This is a genomic window from Rhodanobacter sp. FW101-FHT13A11 (assembly GCF_058790335.1).
The window spans coordinates 1-20,172 of the sequence record NZ_JBYTCN010000014.1; the positions used below are offsets into that span (position 1 = coordinate 1).

Here is a 20,172-nt window from a genome sequence, read left to right on the forward strand (position 1 = left end):
TGGCCGAGGCAAGGTCCGACGTCTTTGACTATATCGAGCGCTTTCACAATCCCCGAATGCAACGCAGAATCGAGGTTCGGGACCGGGCCTTTACGGCCTTAACTCAACTGTCCGCGAAAACGGGGTAGAACCCGACCGGCATGGCGCCGCTGGCCGTGGCGGTTGTGTCATGAACCGCCGTTTCGACGCGATCATTGTCGGCGCCGGCCAGGCCGGCCCGCCGCTGGCGAACCGGTTGACCCGGGCCGGTCGGTCGGTGGCCCTGATCGAACGCAAGCTGTTCGGCGGCACCTGCGTCAACACCGGCTGCATGCCGACCAAGACCCTGGTGGCCAGCGCGCGCGCTGCGCACATGGCCCGTCGCGCCGCGGATTTCGGTGTGGTGCTGGCGGGCGGGGTGGGCATCGACATGGCCAGGGTGAAAGCGCGCGCCGACACCGTCATCGCGAACGCGCGCCACGGTGTGCGCTCGTGGCTGGACGGCATGGACGGCTGCACGGTGATCGAGGGCCATGCGCGGTTCGAGGATGCGCAAACCCTGCGCGTGGGCGACGAACGGTTCGGCGCGCCGCAGGTCTTCCTGAATGTCGGTGGCCGCGCGGCGGTGCCGGAGATGCCCGGCCTGCACGGCATCCCGTACCTCACCAACACCTCGATCCTGGGCCTGGACCGCGTGCCGGCGCACCTGCTGATCGTCGGCGGCAGCTACATCGGGCTGGAGTACGCGCAGATGTACAGGCGCTTCGGCGCCCGCGTCACCGTGGTGGAAAAAGGCCCGCGGCTGATCGGGCGCGAGGACGAGGATGTATCGACGGCCGTGCGCGGGATCCTGGAAGGCGAGGGCATCGACATCCGCACCGGCGTCGCCGACCTCGCGTTCGCGGGCGAGGGCGAAACGCTCGCAGTGACGGCCGATGGCGAACGGATCCCTTGCAGCCACGTGCTGGTGGCGGTGGGACGCGTGCCGAACACCGGCGACCTCGGCCTCGACCAGGCCGGCGTGGCGACGGACGCGCGCGGCTACGTCACCGTCGACGACGAATTGCGCACCAGCGTGCCGGGCATATGGGCGCTGGGCGACTGCAACGGCCGCGGCGCGTTCACGCATATCGCCTACAACGACTACGAGATCGTCGCGGCTAACCTGCTCGACGGCGGGCAGCGCCGGCTCAGCGAGCGCGTCAGTGGCTACGCGCTGTACATCGACCCGCCGCTGGGCCGCGTCGGCCTCAACGAGGCGCAGGCACGCAAGCGTGGGCGTCCGTTCCTGGTCGGCAAGCGGCCGATGGGCCGGGTCGGCCGCGCGGTGGAGAAGGACGAGACGCAGGGTTTCATGAAGGTGATCGTCGACGCCGAAACAAAGGCGATCCTCGGCGCCGCGATCCTCGGCGTCGAAGGCGACGAGGCCATCCACGGCATCATCGACATGATGAGCGTGAACGCCACCGCCACGCAGCTGCAGCGCACGGTGCCGATCCACCCGACCGTCTCCGAACTGATCCCCACGCTGATCGCGGAAGCGCACGCACCGGACGGATAGGCAACGGGCCGGACACGCCCTGCACGATCCCGGAACGGCGGATAGCCGTCCCTGCTGCACGACCCGCCTTCGGCATGCGACCGGTCGCCGCGGGCGACTTCGCCTCACGCCATTGACCCATGGCCGCACCCGTCCGGCGCCACTCGCCGCCAGGGCCGACGGCATGCCAGCGAGGGAAACGCCGCCGGGAGCGCGGGGAAGATGTAGGCTGCGTGGCTGAAGTCGTGCCTGCTGCAGATTGACGTTGCGGACCTGCCCGCACATCGAGGATGGAGATTTCCCATGACGCCGGAACCGGCCCCCGAATGGCGCACCACGGCCTGGTTGAATACTCCCGAGCCGTTGAACCTCGGGCACTTCCGGGGGCGGGTGGTGCTGCTGCATGCCTTCCAGATGCTTTGCCCCGGCTGCGTGGCGCACGGCATCCCGCAGGCGCAACGCGTGGCGAAGTTGTTCGAAGGCGCGCCGCTGGCGGTGGTCGGCCTGCACACGGTGTTCGAGCACCATGCGGCGATGGGGCCGGAGTCGCTGCGCGCGTTCCTGCACGAGTATCGCGTGGGCTTCCCGGTCGGCATCGACGCGCCCGGCCCGGACGCCGATCCGATTCCGCGCACCATGCGCGCTTATGCCATGCAGGGCACGCCGACCACGATCCTGATCGATGCGCAGGGGCGGCTGCGCCGCCAGGTGTTCGGCGCGTACGACGACCTGCTGCTCGGCGCGGAGATCGGCACCCTGCTGGCCGAGGCGAGGCAGCAACGCCTCGAGGCAACGGATGCGGCGCCGGCGGCGGGGCATTGCGCCGACGGCCGTTGCGAGGCGGATGCCGGGGTATCAGGGCAGAACCCGCTTTCGTAAGTAAGGCATCGCATCGGATGGGCTCCTGCGGCGGCAGGTGTCGATCCGGCGCGTAGCCGTTCGTCGCCATGGCAGGAGCACGTTGGGCGGGCCGGCGCGGTCCGGTCATGCGGCTCCGCCGTAAACCCGCGGGAGAGTGACGACGATGCGATTCCTTTCGATGATCCGGATCAACGAGAGCACCGGGCAGAGGCCCAGCCAGCAGCTGATGGACGACATGGGCAAGCTGATGGCGCAGATGAAGGCGGACGGCACGCTGCTGGATACCGGCGGCCTGCGTCCCACCGCGGAAGGCGTGCGGGTGCGGCTGTCGCACGGCAAGCGGGGCACCACCGACGGCCCGTTCACCGAGACCAAGGAGGTGATCGGCGGTTATGCGCTGCTGCAGGCCGGTTCGATGCAGCAGGCGCTGGAGCTGACCCGCCGCTTCCTGCGGGTGCATGGCGACGCGTGGGAGATCGAGTGCGAAGTGCGCCAGCTGGATGAGAGCTGCGGGCCGCCGCAGGCCTGAGGGGCGGCCGGCGGCGGCCGCGCGTCTCCGCCGACGGCGAGGTCAGTACTCGAGCTTCGGGTACCAGTCCGTGCCGCGGCCTTCCGGCGTGCAGTCCAGGATGGTCCACAACGGCATCAGGTCCGGCGCGCCGCGCGGGTCCTGGCCGGGGTCGGCGCTCTCGAAGCCCATCTCGCCGCTCCAGAAATGGCGGATCGTGCCGTCGCGGCGGGTGAACACGTTGAAGGCGGCCTGGTCGCCGTCGCCGCCGTCCGGGTCGACGGCGAAGTAGTCGCGGCTGTAGGCCCCGTCGACGTCCGCGTACAGCCTGAGGTCGCGCCAGCCGCGCTCGCGCTTGAACGCGGCGAGGCGTTCGATCGGCGAGCGCGCCACCACGGCCAGCGCCACGCGCTGGCCAACGTCGCGCGCCTCGCCGTCCCACGCGGCCAGCAGCGAGGTGCACATCGGGCAGGGCCGCGCCCGCTGCGGGCCGAACATGTAGCTGTAGACGACCAGGGTCGGCCTGTCGCCGAACAGGCCGGCGAAATCGGCCGGCCCGTGTTCGCCCTGGAAGCGGTAGTGCCCCGTCACCTCGCCGCCGGGCGGCAGCGCGCGGCGCTGCTCGGCGACGCGCTCGATGTGCCGGCGCAGCTCGATTTCCTCGGCGAGCAGGGCCTGGCGCGCGCGGCGGTAGGCGTCGCTTTCGTTGGGGAAACGCAGGGTGTTGCGCCCGGCCAGCTCGGTGGCGGGAACGAGGACGGGGGAAAGAGCATGGGCGTGGGTCATGGCGGTCTCCGCTAAGGCAGGTATCCATTGCGCCGGTTCGGTCGCGTCGGTTCAGTCGCGATCCGGTGCGCCGAGCGGGAAGAGCGGGCGGTAGGGACGCGCCTCGTCGACCGCCCGCGCGAACGACGGCCGGGCCAGCAGGCGCTGGCGATACGCCTTCAGGTGGGCGTATTGCGCCGGGATCGGGTGTGTCCAGTCGGCGTAGAACAGCGCCGGCGCGGCGGCGCAGTCGGCGAGGCTGAAATCCTTGCCGGCCGCCCAGGGGCGCGCGGCCATCACGCCGTCCAGCCACGCATAGGCGGTGTCGAGCATGCCGCGCGCCTCGGCCATGCCGCGGGGATCACGGTCGGTTTCGGCGCGCAGGGCGTTGAACACGATCCTTCCCTGCGGCGTGGACACGTACTGGTCGAAGAAGCGGTCCATGGTGCGCGCCTTGAGTGCCGCATCGGCGTCGGCGGGGATCAGCCGCACCGGCCCGGGATGATGCCGCGCCAGGTACTCGATGATGATGCTCGACTCGATCACCGTGCGGTTGCCGTCCGCCAGCATGGGGAATCGCTTCAGCGGCCACAGCGCCGCGAACTCCGCCATCAGCGCGGGATCGTCCGGCGTGAGCAGGCGCCACTCGAACGGCGTGCCGTTTTCATAGAGTGCGATCAGCACCTTCTGGCAGTAGGAGGAGAAGGGGTGGGCGTAGAGCTTGAGCGTCATGCCAGGCGGCCTCGTGCGTGGGGTTCTGCCGGTGCGACGAACGGGCGCGTGCGATATCGACATGCCGGTCCCGAGTGGCCGCCACTGCCGGCAGGAACTGCCGGAAGCCGGTGCCGGGACGGTACGCCGGGGACGCGGTCGGCTGGGTCCGCCCCGGCACCGTGTTAACTTGGGCGCGGTGTCAGTCCGAACGTCCCGCGTACGCACGACGGAAGCGGCACGCTGACTCCGCTTCGCGGGTCCGTATCACGGGAATGGGCATGCACTTCGATCTTTTCACGCTCGGCGTCATCGGCGCGGCCATCGGCATCGCCATCTCGATCAGCTTCACCCTGCTCGGCCTGGTACTGCGCGGCCTGCCGGCGCTGCGCATCTGGGCCAGCGCGTTCTGGGTGCTGACCGTCGCCGCGCTCGCCCAGGGGCTGAACGAAAACGGCAGCGTGCTCTCGACGATCGTCGGCAGCGGCATGATCGCGCTGGCCAATGCGCTGATGCTGATGGGTATCGCCATCCACCTGCGCTACCCGCTGCGCTGGCGCTGGCCGCTGGCGGTCGTCGGGTTGTTCGTCGCCTGCCAGATCTGCGTCTACCTGTGGCCGCCGACGCAGACGGTCTCGGCGCTGATGTTCGGCGCGTACAGCGTGGTCTGGGACGTGTGGATGATCTGGGTGCTGTTGTGGCGCTCGCCGCGCGACATGCGCAACACCTGCGGCTTCACCGCCCTGATCTTCGCCATCGACGCGGTCTTCTACCTGCTGCGTTCGGTGGTGGTGCTGTTTCCGCGGCTGTTGGCGCACACGCCGCTCGACGAACTGCTCACCACCTGGAATTACCTGTTCGGCATCCTGTCCTCGTTCCTGCTCAGCACCGGCTTCACCCTGATGCTGGCCGAGCGGCTGACCCTGGACCTGCGCCGGCTGGCACGCACCGACGGGCTCACCGGCCTGCTCAACCGCAGCGCCTTGATCGAGGCGGGCGGCCGCCTGGTCGAGGCCTGCCGCGCGCGCGGGCAGGCGTGCAGCGTGCTGATGTTCGACCTGGATCATTTCAAGTCGATCAACGACGGCTGGGGCCACGCCGCGGGCGACGCTGTGCTCAGCCATTTCGTCGGGGTGATCCGCGACCTGGGCCTGCCTGACGGCAGCCTGTTTGCGCGTTACGGCGGCGAGGAGTTCGCGTTGGTGCTGCCCGCCATCCAGCCCGCGCACGCCGGCCTGCTGGCCGAGCGCATGCGTGCCGCCGTGGCGGCGAAGCCGGCGGCGTTCGGCGGCCGCGCCATCAACATCACCACCAGCGTCGGCGGAGCCACCGCCACCGGTGCGGATTTCGAACACCTGATCAGCGCCGCCGACGTCGCGCTGTACCAGGCCAAGCACCAGGGCCGCAATCGGGTAGCCTGGAATCCGGGGGCGTAGAGGGACCGAGGCAAGGACGAGTTCGTTTTCCGTCTCGGGAATATCAACCGGACTGCATGTCCCCGACGCGCCCGCACCTGACCCGGCAACCGCGGCGTTTTCGCTCCCGTTGCAACGATTGTCAGACTGCATTTCCGTCCCGCAAGGGGATTTCCTTCGGTCATGAACGGTCTTGTTGAGCCGATGCCGCCGACTCGGACCTGTGTATAAACCGCACCCGAAGACCGCGTTCGTTCATCGGACTGTCCGGCGCCCGGGGATCGGCCGAAACACGTTGGGACGTCCAGAATGCTGGTCAGGTTCTCTCCGGGTGGGTCTGCCCCCGTTGTTACCGCTTCACGCTGGCATGGAACCGGTTCATGCCATGGCGGCGACCACGATGGCGCGCCGGCGGGGGCCTTACGCCTGCCCAAGATTCCGATGGCGCGGCATGGGACATCGCGCTAGCCTGCGCGCTTCCGCATGGGGAATGGGGAAGGGGGCTTTATGCGCAAGGCATGGAAGTGGCTTGGCCGCCTGGTGGTCGTCGTGCTCGTGTTGCTGGGGGCGGTGCTGCTCTCGGCTTATGTGCTGAGCGAGCGGCGCATGGCCAAGGTGTACCGGGTCGATCCGCCGGTGCCGGCGGTTCCGACCGATGCGGCGGCAGTCGGGCGTGGTGACCACATTGCCGCGATCCGCGGTTGCAAGGACTGCCATGGCCCAGACCTGGGTAGCGCCACCTTCATCGACGATGCGCTGTTTGCCCGCCTGTCGGGCAGCAACCTGACGCCCGGCGGTGCGGGCGGCAAGCTCAGTGACGTGGACCGGGTTCGTGCGATCCGACATGGCGTCGCACCGGACGGTCGCTCGCTGCTGTTCATGCCGGCGCAGGATTTCAATGGCATCAGCGACGAGGACCTGGGCGATCTGCTGGCCTATCTGCACAGCGTGCCGGCGGTCGGACGCACGCCCCCGGTGAACCGCGTGGGTCCGCTGGGACGCATCTTGTTCGTGGCCGGCAAGGTGCCGCTGCTGCCGGCGGAGATCGTCGATCATTCGGCCCGGCCGGCCCGGCCGCCGGCGGTCGGGCCGACTGCCGCGTACGGCGCCTACCTGGCGATGGGTTGCGCCGGCTGCCACGGCGCGGGTTTCTCCGGTGGGCATATCCCCGGTACGCCGCCGGACTGGCCCGACGCCGCCAACCTCACGCCGGACCCGAGCGGCCTGGCGAGCTGGAGCGAGGCCGATTTGAGGAAGGCATTGCGTGAAGGCGTGGCGCCGGGCGGCCGGGGGTTGAAGACCGACTACATGCCGGTGCGGGTGACCCGGTATTTCACGGACGAGGAGATCAGCGCGCTGTACGCCTACCTCCGCGGCCTGCCGGCCAAGCCGCGCGGGCAGGGTTAGAGACAAGAACGCAAGGCGTTGCGCGGCGTGGATGCCGCCTGCGCGGACCGACTCGAAATGCGGGCGCCTGCCGAAAACTTGCGCAGGCGCACGACGGGAGTGCACGCCGCGTCCGCTTTTCTGTATGTTGGCCCCTTCCCCTCGCCAAGGCGCGCCGCATGACCGCATCGCTGGAACACCCGGACCACCTGAGGCGCAGCCTTTCCAACCGGCACCTGCAACTGATCGCCATCGGCGGCGCGATCGGCACCGGCCTGTTCATGGGTTCGGGCAAGACGATCAGCCTGGCCGGGCCGTCGATCCTGCTGGTCTACCTGATCATCGGCGTGATGCTGTTCTTCGTGATGCGGGCGATGGGCGAGCTGCTGCTGTCCAACCTCGAGTACAAGTCCTTCATCGACTTCTCCACCGACCTGCTCGGGCCGTGGGCCGGGTTCTTCTGCGGCTGGACCTACTGGTTCTGCTGGGTCATCACCGCGATCGCCGACGTGATCGCGATCGCCGCGTATGCGCAGTTCTGGTTCCCGGGGCTGGCGCCGTGGATTCCGGCGGTGCTGTGCGTGCTGTTGCTGCTGAGCCTGAACCTGGTGACGGTGAAGCTGTTCGGCGAGCTGGAGTTCTGGTTCGCGCTGATCAAGATCATTGCGATCTGCGCGCTGATCGTGACCGGCTTTGCGCTGGTCGCCTGGGGTTTCCGCTCGCCGTCGGGGCACGTGGCTTCGTTCGCCAACCTGTGGAATGACGGCGGGCTGTTCCCGAAGGGCATGAGCGGCTTCTTCGCCGGCTTCCAGATCGCGGTGTTCGCCTTCGTCGGCATCGAGCTGGTGGGCACCACCGCCGCCGAGACGGCCGACCCGAAGCGCAACCTGCCCAAGGCGATCAACTCGATCCCGGTGCGCATCATCATCTTCTACGTGCTGGCCCTGGTCGCGATCATGGTGGTGACGCCGTGGCGTCTGGTGGAAGCCGGCAAGAGCCCGTTCGTGGAACTGTTCGTGCTGGCCGGCATCCCGGCCGCGGCCAGCCTGATCAACTTCGTGGTGCTGACCTCGGCCACGTCTTCGGCCAACAGCGGCATCTTCTCGACCAGCCGCATGCTGTACGGCCTGGCCGAGGAACAGCATGCGCCGAAGACGTTCGCGCGGCTGTCGCGCGCGGCGGTGCCGTCGCTGGGCCTGCTGTTCTCCTGCTTCTGCCTGCTGCTGGGCGCGGCGATGATCTACCTGATCCCCGACCTGATCACCGCGTTCACGCTGATCACCACGCTGTCGGCGGTGCTGTTCATGTTCGTGTGGTCGCTGATCCTGTTCGCCTACATGGCCTACCGGCGCAAGCGCCCGCAGTTGCATGAGGCCTCGATCTACAAGATGCCAGGCGGGGTGTTCATGTGCTGGGCCTGCCTGGCGTTCTTCGTATTCGTGCTGGTGCTGCTGAGCCTGCAGCCGGATACCCGCGAAGCGCTGATTGCCAGCCCCGTGTGGTTCGTGCTGCTGGGGATCGGCTATGCATGGAAGGGGCGCCAGGCGCGCCGCGCCGTGGCATTGCCCGCCGAGTGATCCGTCGGTCGGATCGGTGGGTGTTCCGCTGAAGTGAGGGTGCCATTTCTGTAGGAGCGCACCCTGTGCGCGAATGCTTTTGGTTGTAATCAACCCTCAAAAGCATTCGCGCACAGGGTGCGCTCCTACACGGGTTCCAGGCGGGGTTATTCGGGGTACTGGTCGTGGATCTTCACCTGGCTCCAGGTGGGTTGCTGCGGCCAGCCGGCGGGCGAGTCCTCCCAGGCTTCCTGGCGACCCCACGGGGTGGCGTCGAGCAGGCCGAAGGTGCTGATGGGCAACTCGATGCCGCGGCCGGTGGTGAACCAGGTCTGGAAGATCCCCTCGTCCATGCGCAGGAACACCGACAGGCCGAACGGCGCGCCCTCGGCGCCGACGAAGTCTTCGTGGAAACTCGTGCCGTGGCAGGAATACCAGGGGAAGCTCCAGCCCAGCCGTGCCTTGACCGGCTCGATCTCGGCCACCCGGGCACGCGAGACCACCGCGAAGGCGACGCCGCGCGCATGCAGGTGCGCCAGGTTGCCGATCTGGTCGCAGTAGAACGAGCAGCCGGGGCAGACGTGGTCCGAATCCGGCGCCAGCATGTTGTGGTAGACGATCAGTTGCGGGCGGCCTTCGAACAGCTCGGCGAACGTGTGCGCGCCGGCGGGCGAGCCGAACGTGTAGCCATCGTCGACGCGCGTCATCGGCAGGCGTCGGCGGCGCGCGCTCACGGCGTCCTGCGCACGGGTGAGCGCCTTTTCGTCGGCCAGCAGGGCGCGGCGTGCGGCCTGCCATTGTTCGCGCGTGACGATGGGTGGGTGGTTCATGGCGATTTCCTCGGGATGCATGGGATGGGGCGTTCAGTCGCCATCGGCCTCGGGTACAGGCGAGCAGGCACGATCTTCCGCAGTGACGTCCGGACAGGGTTGTCGAAGAAACGGTCCGGCCCGCGTCGCCCGGACGGCGTGCCGTTCTCGTCCGGCGCGGCCAGCACCCTCCGGCAGCAGGAGGAGAAATGGGTGGCACGGAGCCTGGGAGGCATCGTGGATTGCCTTCGCGGGGGCTGGGCCATGTGATCGGTTCCCCTGCAGTTGGCACGGAGCCTGGGAGGCATCGTGGATTGCCTTCGCGGGGGACTGTACCTGCGACGAATGGCGCGCCAGGGAATCGACAGCCGCCGCGCCGGGTGGGGCAATTTGCCTCAGCCGTGCTTGACCGGGATCAGGGTGGCGCCGGCCGGTACTGCCGAACATCGGTGCCAACGGCACCGCGGCGGTGCCCATGAAACGGGTAGTCCGATGGAATTCCATATCGCCCTGACCGACGCGTCCCCCGACCCCGGCGTGGTGCAGGACGCCCTGTTCGACGTCGACCCCACCGCGGTGGTCGATCTCGACATGAGCGGCCTGGTGCTGCGGGTATCCGCCTCGGCGACGACAGCGGACCTGGTCGAGGTCTTGCGGCAGGTCGGCTGGCCGGTGACGCCGGAACAGGTGGTGCAGCTGCCGTCGATCTGCTGCGGCGGTTGCGGCGGCTGACGCGGCTGCCGATGCCGCTTTCTTGACCGGTGTCAGCGCTGGCTCCGGCGCGGGCCGATAGCTTGCTGCGGTCATCCTATGGGAGCGCGGTGCATGTCGTTCGATATCGTGATCATCGGTGCCGGCCCCGCCGGGCTGTGTTTCGCCCGTTCGCTGGCCGGCAGCGGCCTGCGCATCGCGCTGGTGGAACGGCAGGAGGAGGCGGCGCTGGTGGCGCCGGCGGACGACGGGCGCGAGATCGCGATCACCCACCATTCGCAGCGGCTGCTGCGCGAGCTGGGGCTGTGGACGCGCCTGCGCGAGGACGAAATCGGCACCCTGCGCGACGCGATGGTGCTCGACGGCGAGGACCGCGACGGCCTGATGTTCCGCCACGGCGAGGCCGGCAAGCCGCAGCTGGGCTGGCTGCTGTCCAACCACGCGATCCGCCGCGCCGCGTATGCCGAGGTGGCGGGCCTGCCCGAGGTCGAACGCATCACCGGCGCGCGGGTGGGCGCGGTGCGCACCGGCAGCGATGGCGCGGAAGTCAGTCTGGACCGCGGCGGCACGTTGCACGCGCAGCTGGTGGTGGCGGCGGACAGCCGTTTCTCCGACACGCGCCGCGCCATGGGCATCGCTGCCGACATGCACGATTTCGGCAAGAGCATGCTGGTGCTGCGCATGCGCCACGAGGTGCCGCACGAACAGGTGGCGTGGGAGTGGTTCGGCGTCGGCCAGACCCTGGCGTTGCTGCCGCTGCACGATGCGTACACCTCCTCGGTGGTGCTGACCCTGCCGCCGCCGGCGATGCGCGAACTGCTGGCGCTGGGCGATGCGGCGCTGGAGGCGGTGCTGGCCGAACGCTTCCGGCAGCGCCTGGGCACGATGAAGGTGGCCGGCCCGCGCTGCGCCTATCCGCTGGTGGGCGTGTATGCGAAGCGTTTCGTGGCCGAGCGCTTCGCGCTGATCGGCGATGCGGCGGTGGGCATGCATCCGGTCACCGCGCACGGCTTCAATTTCGGCCTGCTCGGGCAGGCCACGCTGGCGCGCGAATTGCGCGCGGCGGTGGACGCGGGGCGGCCGATCTGGAACCCCGCGCTGCTGCAACGCTACGAACGCGAACACCGCCTGGCCACGCGGCCGCTGTATCTTGCCACGCGGATGCTGGCCGGCCTGTATACCGACGACCGCCGCCCGGCGCGGGTGGTGCGCAAGCTGGCGCTGGGCGCCGGTGCGCGGCTGGGGCCGTTCCGGCGGCTGGTGATGTCCGGTCTCACCGCCGATCGCGGCGGTGTCCCGGCGCCGCTGCGGTTGCTGCGGCGTTCGCAGCGGTCGGCGTAGCCGGAGCGGATTCGAGAGGTGTCGCGCACGCGGTGAGGTGAGGTTCCACCCCGGGCATGCGATAAGATCCGGGGATGAGCTTCTCCCCATCACCCGCCGTGAAAATCGGCCTCTCGATCGCCGTGGCGACCGGGCTGTACGGGGTGTCGTTCGGTGCGCTGGGCGTCGCCTCCGGGCTCGGCGTGTGGCAGACGGTGGCGCTGAGCGCGCTGATGTTCACCGGCGGCTCGCAGTTCGCCTTCATCGGCGTGGTGGCCGGCGGCGGCGCCGGCTCGGCCGCGTTCGGCGCGGCCACCCTGCTCGGCGTGCGCAATGCGGTCTACGGCATGCAGATGAACCGGATGCTCGGGCCGCGCGGCTGGCGCAGGCTGATCGCCGCCCAGGTCACCATCGACGAATCCGCCGCTACCGCCGCGGGCCAGCTCGATCCCGACGAACAGCGCCGCGGCTTCTGGACCGCCGGGCTGGGCGTGTTCGCGTTGTGGAACCTGTTCACCCTGGCCGGCGCGCTGCTCGGCGACGCGCTCGGCGATCCCCGGCGCTGGGGCCTGGACGGCGCGGCGGTGGCCGCGTTCCTCGGCCTGCTGTGGCCGCGCTTGCGCGCACGCGAGCCGGTGGCGCTGGCCGTGGTCTGCGCGCTGGCCACCGTGCTGGCCTTGCCGCGGGTGCCGCCCGGCGTGCCGATCCTGCTCACCGCGCTGGTCGCGGCGCTGTGGGGCTGGTTCAGCCGCGGGCCGGCGGACGAGGGACTGGAGCCGGACGTCGATCCGGCCGGCTACGACGGCGCCGCCGCGCCGCCGCGGGAGCACGATTGATGGCGCTGTGGGGATGGCTGCTGCTGGCCAGCGCGGCGGCGTATGCGATCAAGCTGGCCGGCTACCTGGTGCCGGCGCGCTGGCTGGAGAACGAGCACATGAGCCGCGTCGCCGGCACGCTGACGATCGGCCTGCTGGCGTCGCTGACTGCGATGAATACGTTCAGCGCCGGCCCGGCACTGGCGTTCGACGCGCGGCTCGGTGCGCTGCTTGCTGCAGCTGTCGCATTGTGGCTGCGCGCGCCGTTCCTGCTGGTGGTGGTCATGGGCGCGCTGGCGGCGGCGCTGCTCCGGCTGGCGGGTATTGGCTGACGTCGTGCCGGTGGCCCTTCAGGCCGAGTTGAAGCGCCCCCACAACAGCTTGGCCAGGATGCCGGCCAGGATCACGCCGCCGATCACCAGCATGGTTTCGCCCGCGCGCTGCTGGTCGTCGAGCAGGTAGTTATTGCACAGGCGCACCGGCGAGACCAGGTACAACCAGCCCAGCCGGAAAAACGTGGCGATCAGTTCGAGCAGGAACACGCCGCGCACGACGAAGCCCATGCGCGGCCAGCCCAGTCCCAGCGGCAGGCCGATCAGCAGGGGCACGCTGGCGAACTTCGCCACGGCCATCCACGGTTCGCCGACCGCCGCGTCGAGCGAGCGCGGCAGCATCCAGAACATGCCGGCCAGGCTGGCCAGCACCACGCTGCTGATGCCGTGCTGGTTCCAGCGCGCGATGCCCTCGCCAAGCCATCGCGGCAACGCGGCGGGCAGCAGCCAGCCAACCCCGATCAGCAGCGGTATCTGCACCAGCATCTGCGCCGTCATGCTGCCTTCCAGCCCGTGCCGCACCGGTGGCAGCAGCAGGATCGCGAACAGCACGGCGGCGAAGGCCGGGGCCAGGCGTTGCCGGCCGGCGATCCTCATGGGAGCTTGCGCCGCATGGTTTGCGCGACGGCCCGCGGGTTGCCCGCATCGAGGATCAGCACCAGTTGCCCCTGCGGGTCGACCACCTGGATCGCGGCGTTGTGCACGTAGCCGCCCATGCCGTCTGGCACCACGGTGACGCCGAACGTGCGCAGCAACTGCCGCAGGCCGTCCTCGCTGGTCGGCCGGGCGGCGATCCAGCCGTGGCCGCGGCCACGAAAGCGCTGCTGGTAGGCCGCCAGTTCGGCGGGCGTGTCGTGCACCGGATCGAAACTGATGCTGAGCAGAACCAGCCGGCCGTCGGCCAGCGGGGCGGCAAGCCGATCTTGCAATTGCGCAAACTCGCCGCCCAGTGCCAGGCACCAGGTCAGGCAGCGGGTGTAGACGAAGTCGACCAGCACCCAGCGACCGCGCAGTTCGGCCAGGTCGAGGCGGGCGCCGGACTGGGTTTCCAGCCGCACGGCCGGTACCGGCGGCGGGTCGCGCTGCACCGCGAGGCGGCGCGCGGTTTCGCTGGTGAACGCGTGGAAGCCGTCGGTGGCGACCGTCAGCACGGCGCCACCGAGCACCAGCAGCAGGACGCTAGCCAGCAGGGTGCGCAGGATCGGCATCGACCGGCGCCCTGAGCAGGCCGCCGATGAGGCGCGTGGCGAACAGCAGCATGCCGAGGATCAGCACCATCGCGGCGACCGAACCGACCCTGTCGTACGGCAGCCATTCCGGCAGGTGCGCGGCGAAGCGCCGGGCCACGCTCATGTGGCCGGCGTACAGGAACACCATGCAGAAGCAGATGCCGCCGACCGCGTACAGGAACAGGCCGGCGCGATCCGCGCCGCCATTGACCGGCACGCGACGGCGGCTGCCGACCACGTGGTAGAGCAGGGTGAGGATCATCGGCAATACGCCGAGCAGCAGGTAGAAGTGGAAATGCCCCGGCACCCACTGCGTGTTGTGCATCACCCGGTTGACGCGGATGGTGCCGTCGATGATCGCCGGCACGATGCCCGCGGCCCAGCCGAACAGCGCCAGCACGGCCAGCATCGAGGGCATCTGCCAGCGCAGGCCGGAGCGGTGGATGTTGGTCAGCACGCCGTAGGCGGTGACCAGGAACACCGGGAAGCCGGCTGCATAGGAGATGATCTGGCCCATCACCAGCATCCAGCGCGGTTCGGCGTAATCCATCAGCAGGTGGTGCGGGAACACGATGATCACGAACACGGTGCTCACCGCCCATGACCACAGGAACGGCCGCGAGATCCCGTAGGGCTTGCCGGTGTAGCGCGGCAGCAGTTCGTAGACGGCGATCACGCCCATGTAGATCGTGGCGTTGATGACCATGTGGCCGAACCAGTAGATCAGGTTCTTCACCACCAGCGCGTTGAGCGCGACCTCCGGGTCGTAGGCATTGATCAGGCACATCACCAGCACCACCGCGCCGGCGAGGATGCCCAGCGAGTTGGCGATGATCACCATGGTGCCGGCAACGACGGCCTTGGGATGGGTCGGGTCGATCGTGCCGCCGAACAGCCACTGCAACCCCAGCCCGCGGGCGAGATTGCCGTAGCGCCGGATGATCGCCGCCGCGGCGTCCAGGTAGAAGATCAGCATGCCCACGCCGATCAGCAGGTAGCCGACCATGAACACGGCGGCTGCGCCGTTGCTCCACAGCCCCATCGAGTGCACCGGCAGCGGGTAGAGGAAGGTCCACGCGCTGGCGAAGTTGCCGACGAACACCGCCCCGATGATGCACAGCGCGCCCAGCATGAACAGCACGTAGTTGCTCAGGAACGCCCACAGGTGCAGCGACACGTACTTGCGCAGGAAGAACCACATCACCGCGGTGCTGGCCAGGCTCATGGTGCCGACCATGCCGGCGCCATGCATCGTCATGACCTTGTAGAACATCGCGGCCTGGATCGGCGTCCAGTCGGCCTGGGTCATGCGCATGGTCAGGCCCAGCAGCATCATCAGCACGAACAGCAGCAGGGCGGTGACCATGTACAGGTTGAACGCCCCATGTTCGCCGCGCGGCAGTTTCTCGTCCCGCGGGTAGAGTTCGAGCGAGCTCATGACTTGTCCTCCCGCGGGGCCACGTCGAATTCGGCGGTCATCCCGTTGTGTGCGACGCCGCAGTATTCAAGGCACATGATCCTGTAGGTGCCCGGCGTGTGGAACGTGTACAGGATCTTGTTGGTGAAGCCGGGCATCGCCTGGGTCTGGATGACGATGCGGCCATCCGGGGCATAGATCGCGAAGCCGTGGTTCACGTCGCTGGCGGTTACCCGGAATTCCACCGGTTCGCCTGCCCTCAGGCGGGTCTGGCTGACATCCCACGTCCACTGGTGGCCGACCACCTCGACCACCTGCGCCGCCTGCAACGGTCCATGCTGCAACGGGATGGGAAAGGGCCGCAGGCTGGCCCAGGCGATCCCGATGCCCAACAGCAAAAGCGCCACGAACAAGGCGCGGCGCAAGGTCATGGAGGTTCGGTGTGCCCGCTCCGCTTCGGCGGTATCGGCCGGCCTGCCGGCCTGCGTGATGGCGTAGATGAAGCCCAGTGCCACCAGCCCCATCCCCGCCAGCGTGATCGCCCAAATCACGTTCTGCAAGACCATGGTCGTTCTCTCCCCGGAAAGCGCCACGTGCCCACCATCTACTCCCACCTTGGCGAAGGTGTCAAGGTCGAGTGAAGCATGGAAGTGGCGGGAAGCCGCGATTCCGGCCCGCAGTCCGCTTCGGAACGGCCTTCCAGACGGCCGTGGCGTCAGCGCGTTACGGCGAATCGCCGCCAAGCCGCGAGGCGATGCGCACTTCGCCGGTGAGCACCTTGTGGATCGGGCACTTGTTGGCGATCTGCAGCAGGCGTTCGCGCTGCCCGTCGTCCAGTTCGCCCTGCAGGGTGATCACGCGGGTGATGTCGTTGCCCGACTCGGGCGTGCCGTCGGGGTTGAACTTGAGTTCGACGTCGACGTGGCGCAGCGGCCACTGCTTGCGCGCCGCGTACATCTGCAGCGTGATCGCGGTGCACGCGCCCAGCGCCGACAGCAGCAGCCTGTGCGGCGCGGGGCCGGTGTTGGCGCCGCCTTCCTCGATCGGTTCGTCGGCGTGCCAGGTGTTGCCCTGGTCGTCGGTGAAATCGACCGCATACGGCGCGTTGCCGGTGCTGGCGCGGACGGTGGCTATGCTCATGGCGGGTTCTCCTTCGGCGGGTTTCAGATCACGTCCCACATGTAGCCGTCGTGCGCGAGCACCGCGCCGGCCAGCTGCTCGATCGCCTCGTCCTCGTTGCGCTCCAGTCCGCGCACGTTGCGCGCCATGCGCCGGCGCGCCTGCTTGGCGAAGATCTCGGCGATGCTGGCCGCCTCGTCGGCAGCCGGGTGCGACTGTCTCGCCAGGCTGTCGGCGCGCGACAGCACGCACAGGCCCACGAACAGGTCGATCGCGATGTCGGCCAGCCGCTTCTGCGCGTGCTGCTGGTCGGCCGCCTTCTTGCCGTAGCGGCGCAGCAGTGCGTCGGAGGACTTGGACAGTTCCACCGTGTACTTCTCGTAGGTGGCGGCGACCTTGCGCAGCCGCGGCGACAATTCGTGCGCGATGCGGTCGATGCCGTAGCCGGTGGCCTCGCGCATGCGCCGGCCGGTGTAGCTGCCGAGCACGCCGAAGCCCTTGATCGGGTCGTTGAAGATGTCGCCCACCGCGGCCTTCAGTTCTGAGAGGCCGGCGCCCACGCCCTTCAGGCCGGACAGCGCGATGTACAGGCGCAGGATCTCGTTGGTGCCCTCGAAGATCGACAGGATGCGCGTGTCGCGGGTGATCTGCTCGTACGGGAACTCGCGCATGAAGCCGTTGCCGGCAGCGATCTGCAGCGCCTCGTAGGAGGCGCGCTGCACCGCCTCGCTGGCGAACACCTTGCTCATCGCCGCCTCGACCGAGTAGTCGCTGCCGCCGCTGTCGATCAGGTGCGCCACCATCCACACCGCGCTTTCGGCGGCGTAGCAGTCCACCGCCATCTGCGCGATCTTCTCGCGCACCAGACCGAACTCGGCGATCGGCTGGCCGAACTGTTTGCGCTCCTTCGCCTGCGCGCAGGCGAGCCGGATCAGCGTGCGCATGCCGCCCACCGCGCCGCCGCCCAGGCCGGTGCGGCCCGAGTTCAGGATGCTCATCGCCACCTTGAAGCCCTTGCCGACCGGGCCGAGCACGTTCTCCGCCGGCACCCGCACGTCGGCGAACGCGACGGTGGTGGTGCTTGAGGCGCGGATGCCCATCTTGTCCTCGTGCGGGCCGTGGCTTACGCCGGGCCACTTCGCCTCGACCAGGAAGGCGGTGATCTTGCCTTCCGGCGTGTCGGTGCGCGCGAACACGGTGTAGAAATCGGCGATGCCGCCGTTGGTGATCCAGATCTTCTCGCCGGAGAGCGTCCAGCTGCCGTCGCCGTTGCGCGTCGCCTTGGTGCGGATCGAGGCGGCATCGGAGCCGGCACCGGATTCGGTGAGGCAGAACGCGGCGATCATCTCGCCGGTGGCAAGCCGTGGCAGGTAGCGTTGCTTCTGCGCGTCGGTGCCGAACAGCAAGAGGCCCTTCATGCCGATCGAGCTGTGCGCGCCGATGGTCAGCGAAACCGAGCTGTCGTGGCTGCTGGTCTGGCCCAACACGCGCGCATAGGCGCCGTTGGACAGCTCCATGCCGCCGAACGCCTCGGGGATGATCAGGCCGAACAGGCCCATCTCGCGCAACGCCTGGATGAATTCGGCCGGCTGCTCGGCGTCGCGGTCGTACTGCTTCAGCTCGGCGCCCTTGCCGGCGAGGAACTGGTCGATCGCGTCGGTCATCGCGCCCAGCATCTCGCGGTCGCGGGCGCGGATCTCCGGGTAGGGGAACAGGTTTTCTTCCAGGATGTTGCCCAGGAACAGCTGTTTGGCGACGCTATCGTCGCTGCGCAGCGCGGGCTGCTCGGGGCCGGCGGGCGATGGCGTGTTCACGTGCATTCTCCTGGGCGGGCAAAGGTCCATTCTGGCACTTCGACCGCCGCTGGACATGCCACGAATCGACGCAGCCTGCGCCGGCCGCCGCTTCGATTCATGCCGCGCCACTCCGCCTCCGGAGAAGGCCGGCAGGCGCAGCGGAACGGCTTGAAACCGATGCGGGGCGAACCCAAGTCGTGACATAGACTGGCTTGTATCGAGGGTTTGCGGACAAGTGCGCACTGGGCGCGCGGTGCCGGATTCCCGTCTTGCGGAGGTATGCCATGGCAACCGGTTGGGCCGGCGACGGCGCCGTGCAGGAACAGATCGACGCCACCGTCAACGACGCGGTGCAGCGGGCGCGCCGGCAGTTGCGCCAAGGCCCGGGCCTGGCGCATTGCGAGGAATGCGACGCGCCGATTCCCGAAGCGCGGCGCCAGGCCGTGCCCGGCGTGCGCCTGTGCGTGGCCTGCCAGGCAGCGCAGGATGCGGAGCAGCGCAGCGCCAGCCTGTACAACCGCCGCGGCAGCAAGGACAGCCAACTGCGCTGATGCCCGTGCAAGGAGCGTGGTGGGGCCTCGTCACCGGATGATGGAGATGCGACGCTCACCTAGTGTCCTGCCGCTTGCTTCCCATGCCCGCACTTGGTACCTGCCCGGCCGCAAATAAAGCGCAGCCTGCGCGTGCATGTCCAACAAGGTGTAGCGGTCGGCCGGTGTGGCGTCGTCCGGTTCGTTTGTCAGCCGTGCCTCGATCACGCAGGGACGCGCCCGGGCGCACAGGGCGGTGTCGATGGGCCATGCGTGGCGCTGGCGATCGCGGCGCAGCCAGTTGGGGCGTGGGGCGTCAGTGGTCGATGGCAGGATCACGCTGATGTCATAACGCTGCGGATGGGCGCTCCATGGTTTGCCGTCGCCGCGGCCCAGCAGAACCATGGCCTTGGTCGGATGGAATGCCGCGATCAATTGCCGGTAATTTCGCGGTTGGCGCGCAGGGTCGACCCCACGGAACCGGATCTGGTCGATGGACAGGGGATCGAAGCCGCTCAATCGCTTGAGTTCCATCGCCATCGGTCTGACATCGTCCCCCAGCCCGCCGGGTGCCTTGTCGATGTGTGCGTAGCCCGCATGCACGAACAGGCGCGCCGCCGGATCGGCCACGAACACGCGGCGATACAGGTTATTGGCCTGGCCGGTTTCCCGGACCTGTTGCGCCTTGTCGAAGGACTCGTACGGCACGATCACGAAGCCGAGCCGGATCGCTTCCCGCACGATCTCGCCGTACAGCGGTTCGCGCACGTATTCGCTGCCGCTCGCCGTCAGTGGATAACCGCGGCGGGTCAGGCCGGTGTCTTTTTCGTCGAGCGCCTCGGCCGCGAAATGGGTGAAACCCAGCGCGCGCAGGCGCGGCAGCAACGCCAGCGTGAGCAGACGGGTGTGCGGATCGTGATGGGCCTCGTTGACCATCACGATGCGACGGTTCACGGCAAGCCCGACGATGGCATCCACGGCGTTGATTCCCCGCCAGTGCGACGGGGTCGGCATGATCAGGTCGGCAGGGGCCGCATTGGTGAACGGGAAGTCGCTGACGGCAGCCCGGTACAGACCGAGGTTGGCGTCGGCGAAGGCGAGGAATTGGCGCGCCTGCATCTGGTCGTCGACGGAAAGTTGCGGCATCAGGCGATGCAGGTACTGGTAGCGCGCCAGGTCGTTGGGCAGCGGCCGGAGTTCATTGAAGAAGTTGTGTGTCACCGGCTGCGCCGCCTCGGTGGCGATTGCCGTGGGCGCAAGCAGCGAGGACAGGCAGAGCAGGGCGGCTGCGAATCGTGTCGGCATGGGTTGGATCACGCGGGCATGTCCCGATGAAACTACATGCGTAGTTCCGAAGGTGGAAGCCTCACCGT

General features: G+C 68.8%; 21 protein-coding genes and 1 pseudogene. 12 read left to right on the plus strand and 10 right to left on the minus strand.

The window, feature by feature from the left end; translation table 11 throughout:
- The 4 genes and pseudogenes from AC3WRN_RS14280 to AC3WRN_RS14295 all read left to right on the plus strand — a co-directional run.
- Positions 1–128: pseudogene (locus tag AC3WRN_RS14280) on the plus strand (IS3 family transposase); the annotation flags it as partial.
- Between the two features lie 41 nt (positions 129–169).
- Positions 170–1,540, plus strand: coding sequence for an FAD-containing oxidoreductase (locus tag AC3WRN_RS14285; RefSeq protein ID WP_492623455.1), 1,371 nt, complete (start codon positions 170–172; stop codon positions 1,538–1,540).
- A gap of 282 nt (positions 1,541–1,822) precedes the next feature.
- Positions 1,823–2,398, plus strand: a complete 576-nt coding sequence (locus AC3WRN_RS14290; RefSeq protein WP_492623456.1) for a peroxiredoxin family protein — start codon at positions 1,823–1,825, stop codon at positions 2,396–2,398.
- Between the two features lie 145 nt (positions 2,399–2,543).
- On the plus strand, positions 2,544–2,909 hold the full coding sequence (locus tag AC3WRN_RS14295) for a YciI family protein (protein WP_492623457.1): 366 nt from the start codon (positions 2,544–2,546) through the stop codon (positions 2,907–2,909).
- 42 nt (positions 2,910–2,951) lie between these two features.
- Here AC3WRN_RS14295 and AC3WRN_RS14300 read toward each other — a convergent pair whose 3' ends face one another.
- Both AC3WRN_RS14300 and AC3WRN_RS14305 read right to left on the minus strand, forming a co-directional pair.
- Positions 2,952–3,674, minus strand: coding sequence for a DUF899 family protein (locus AC3WRN_RS14300; RefSeq protein ID WP_492623458.1), 723 nt, complete (start codon positions 3,672–3,674; stop codon positions 2,952–2,954).
- A gap of 51 nt (positions 3,675–3,725) precedes the next feature.
- Positions 3,726–4,385, minus strand: a complete 660-nt coding sequence (locus AC3WRN_RS14305) for a glutathione S-transferase family protein (protein ID WP_492623459.1) — start codon at positions 4,383–4,385, stop codon at positions 3,726–3,728.
- 260 nt (positions 4,386–4,645) lie between these two features.
- On the opposite strand from AC3WRN_RS14305, the gene AC3WRN_RS14310 reads away from it, so the two are divergent.
- From AC3WRN_RS14310 to cycA, 3 genes are all read left to right on the plus strand, one after another.
- Entirely contained in the window at positions 4,646–5,800 is a 1,155-nt protein-coding gene (locus AC3WRN_RS14310) for a GGDEF domain-containing protein (RefSeq protein ID WP_492623460.1), read from the plus strand.
- 486 nt (positions 5,801–6,286) lie between these two features.
- Positions 6,287–7,186, plus strand: a complete 900-nt coding sequence (locus tag AC3WRN_RS14315) for a c-type cytochrome (protein WP_492623461.1) — start codon at positions 6,287–6,289, stop codon at positions 7,184–7,186.
- 158 nt (positions 7,187–7,344) lie between these two features.
- Positions 7,345–8,742, plus strand: a complete 1,398-nt coding sequence (cycA, locus tag AC3WRN_RS14320; RefSeq protein WP_492623462.1) for a D-serine/D-alanine/glycine transporter — start codon at positions 7,345–7,347, stop codon at positions 8,740–8,742.
- Between the two features lie 146 nt (positions 8,743–8,888).
- Here cycA and AC3WRN_RS14325 read toward each other — a convergent pair whose 3' ends face one another.
- Positions 8,889–9,551 (minus strand): DUF899 domain-containing protein, encoded by a 663-nt coding sequence (locus AC3WRN_RS14325; protein ID WP_492623463.1) that lies wholly within the window; start codon positions 9,549–9,551, stop codon positions 8,889–8,891.
- Between the two features lie 471 nt (positions 9,552–10,022).
- On the opposite strand from AC3WRN_RS14325, the gene AC3WRN_RS14330 reads away from it, so the two are divergent.
- The 4 genes from AC3WRN_RS14330 (at position 10,023) to AC3WRN_RS14345 (ending at position 12,708) form a co-directional block, all read left to right on the plus strand.
- Complete coding sequence (locus AC3WRN_RS14330) at positions 10,023–10,262, plus strand: hypothetical protein (RefSeq protein ID WP_492623464.1); 240 nt, start codon at positions 10,023–10,025, stop codon at positions 10,260–10,262.
- Between the two features lie 93 nt (positions 10,263–10,355).
- Complete coding sequence (ubiM, locus tag AC3WRN_RS14335; RefSeq protein ID WP_492623465.1) at positions 10,356–11,582, plus strand: 5-demethoxyubiquinol-8 5-hydroxylase UbiM; 1,227 nt, start codon at positions 10,356–10,358, stop codon at positions 11,580–11,582.
- A 98-nt stretch (positions 11,583–11,680) separates the two neighbouring features.
- Positions 11,681–12,397, plus strand: a complete 717-nt coding sequence (locus AC3WRN_RS14340; protein WP_492623466.1) for an AzlC family ABC transporter permease — start codon at positions 11,681–11,683, stop codon at positions 12,395–12,397.
- Positions 12,397–12,708, plus strand: a complete 312-nt coding sequence (locus AC3WRN_RS14345; protein WP_492623467.1) for an AzlD domain-containing protein — start codon at positions 12,397–12,399, stop codon at positions 12,706–12,708. The genes AC3WRN_RS14340 and AC3WRN_RS14345 overlap by 1 nt, the downstream gene beginning before the upstream one ends.
- 18 nt (positions 12,709–12,726) lie before the next feature.
- On the opposite strand, the gene AC3WRN_RS14350 is transcribed toward AC3WRN_RS14345, so the two are convergent.
- The 6 genes from AC3WRN_RS14350 to AC3WRN_RS14375 all read right to left on the minus strand — a co-directional run bounded on the left by AC3WRN_RS14350 (position 12,727) and on the right by AC3WRN_RS14375 (position 18,287).
- Positions 12,727–13,305 carry a hypothetical protein gene (locus AC3WRN_RS14350; protein WP_492623468.1) on the minus strand — a complete coding sequence of 193 codons (579 nt, stop codon included), beginning with the start codon at positions 13,303–13,305 and terminating at the stop codon, positions 12,727–12,729.
- Positions 13,302–13,916: an SCO family protein gene (locus AC3WRN_RS14355; protein WP_492623469.1), complete on the minus strand. Its 615-nt coding sequence runs from the start codon at positions 13,914–13,916 to the stop codon at positions 13,302–13,304. Before AC3WRN_RS14355 ends, AC3WRN_RS14350 begins: the two co-directional genes overlap by 4 nt.
- Positions 13,888–15,375, minus strand: coding sequence for a cbb3-type cytochrome c oxidase subunit I (locus AC3WRN_RS14360; protein ID WP_492623470.1), 1,488 nt, complete (start codon positions 15,373–15,375; stop codon positions 13,888–13,890). Before AC3WRN_RS14360 ends, AC3WRN_RS14355 begins: the two co-directional genes overlap by 29 nt.
- Positions 15,372–15,920: a cytochrome oxidase gene (locus AC3WRN_RS14365; protein ID WP_492623471.1), complete on the minus strand. Its 549-nt coding sequence runs from the start codon at positions 15,918–15,920 to the stop codon at positions 15,372–15,374. Before AC3WRN_RS14365 ends, AC3WRN_RS14360 begins: the two co-directional genes overlap by 4 nt.
- A 157-nt stretch (positions 15,921–16,077) precedes the next feature.
- On the minus strand, positions 16,078–16,494 hold the full coding sequence (locus AC3WRN_RS14370) for an OsmC family protein (protein ID WP_492623472.1): 417 nt from the start codon (positions 16,492–16,494) through the stop codon (positions 16,078–16,080).
- A gap of 23 nt (positions 16,495–16,517) precedes the next feature.
- Entirely contained in the window at positions 16,518–18,287 is a 1,770-nt protein-coding gene (locus AC3WRN_RS14375) for an acyl-CoA dehydrogenase family protein (RefSeq protein ID WP_492623473.1), read from the minus strand.
- Positions 18,288–18,553: 266 nt separating this feature from the next.
- Here AC3WRN_RS14375 and AC3WRN_RS14380 point away from each other — a divergent pair, with 266 nt between their 5' ends.
- Entirely contained in the window at positions 18,554–18,820 is a 267-nt protein-coding gene (locus AC3WRN_RS14380; protein WP_492623474.1) for a DksA/TraR family C4-type zinc finger protein, read from the plus strand.
- A gap of 30 nt (positions 18,821–18,850) precedes the next feature.
- Here AC3WRN_RS14380 and AC3WRN_RS14385 read toward each other — a convergent pair whose 3' ends face one another.
- Entirely contained in the window at positions 18,851–20,104 is a 1,254-nt protein-coding gene (locus AC3WRN_RS14385) for a hypothetical protein (RefSeq protein ID WP_492623475.1), read from the minus strand.
- Positions 20,105–20,172 lie beyond the last annotated feature (68 nt).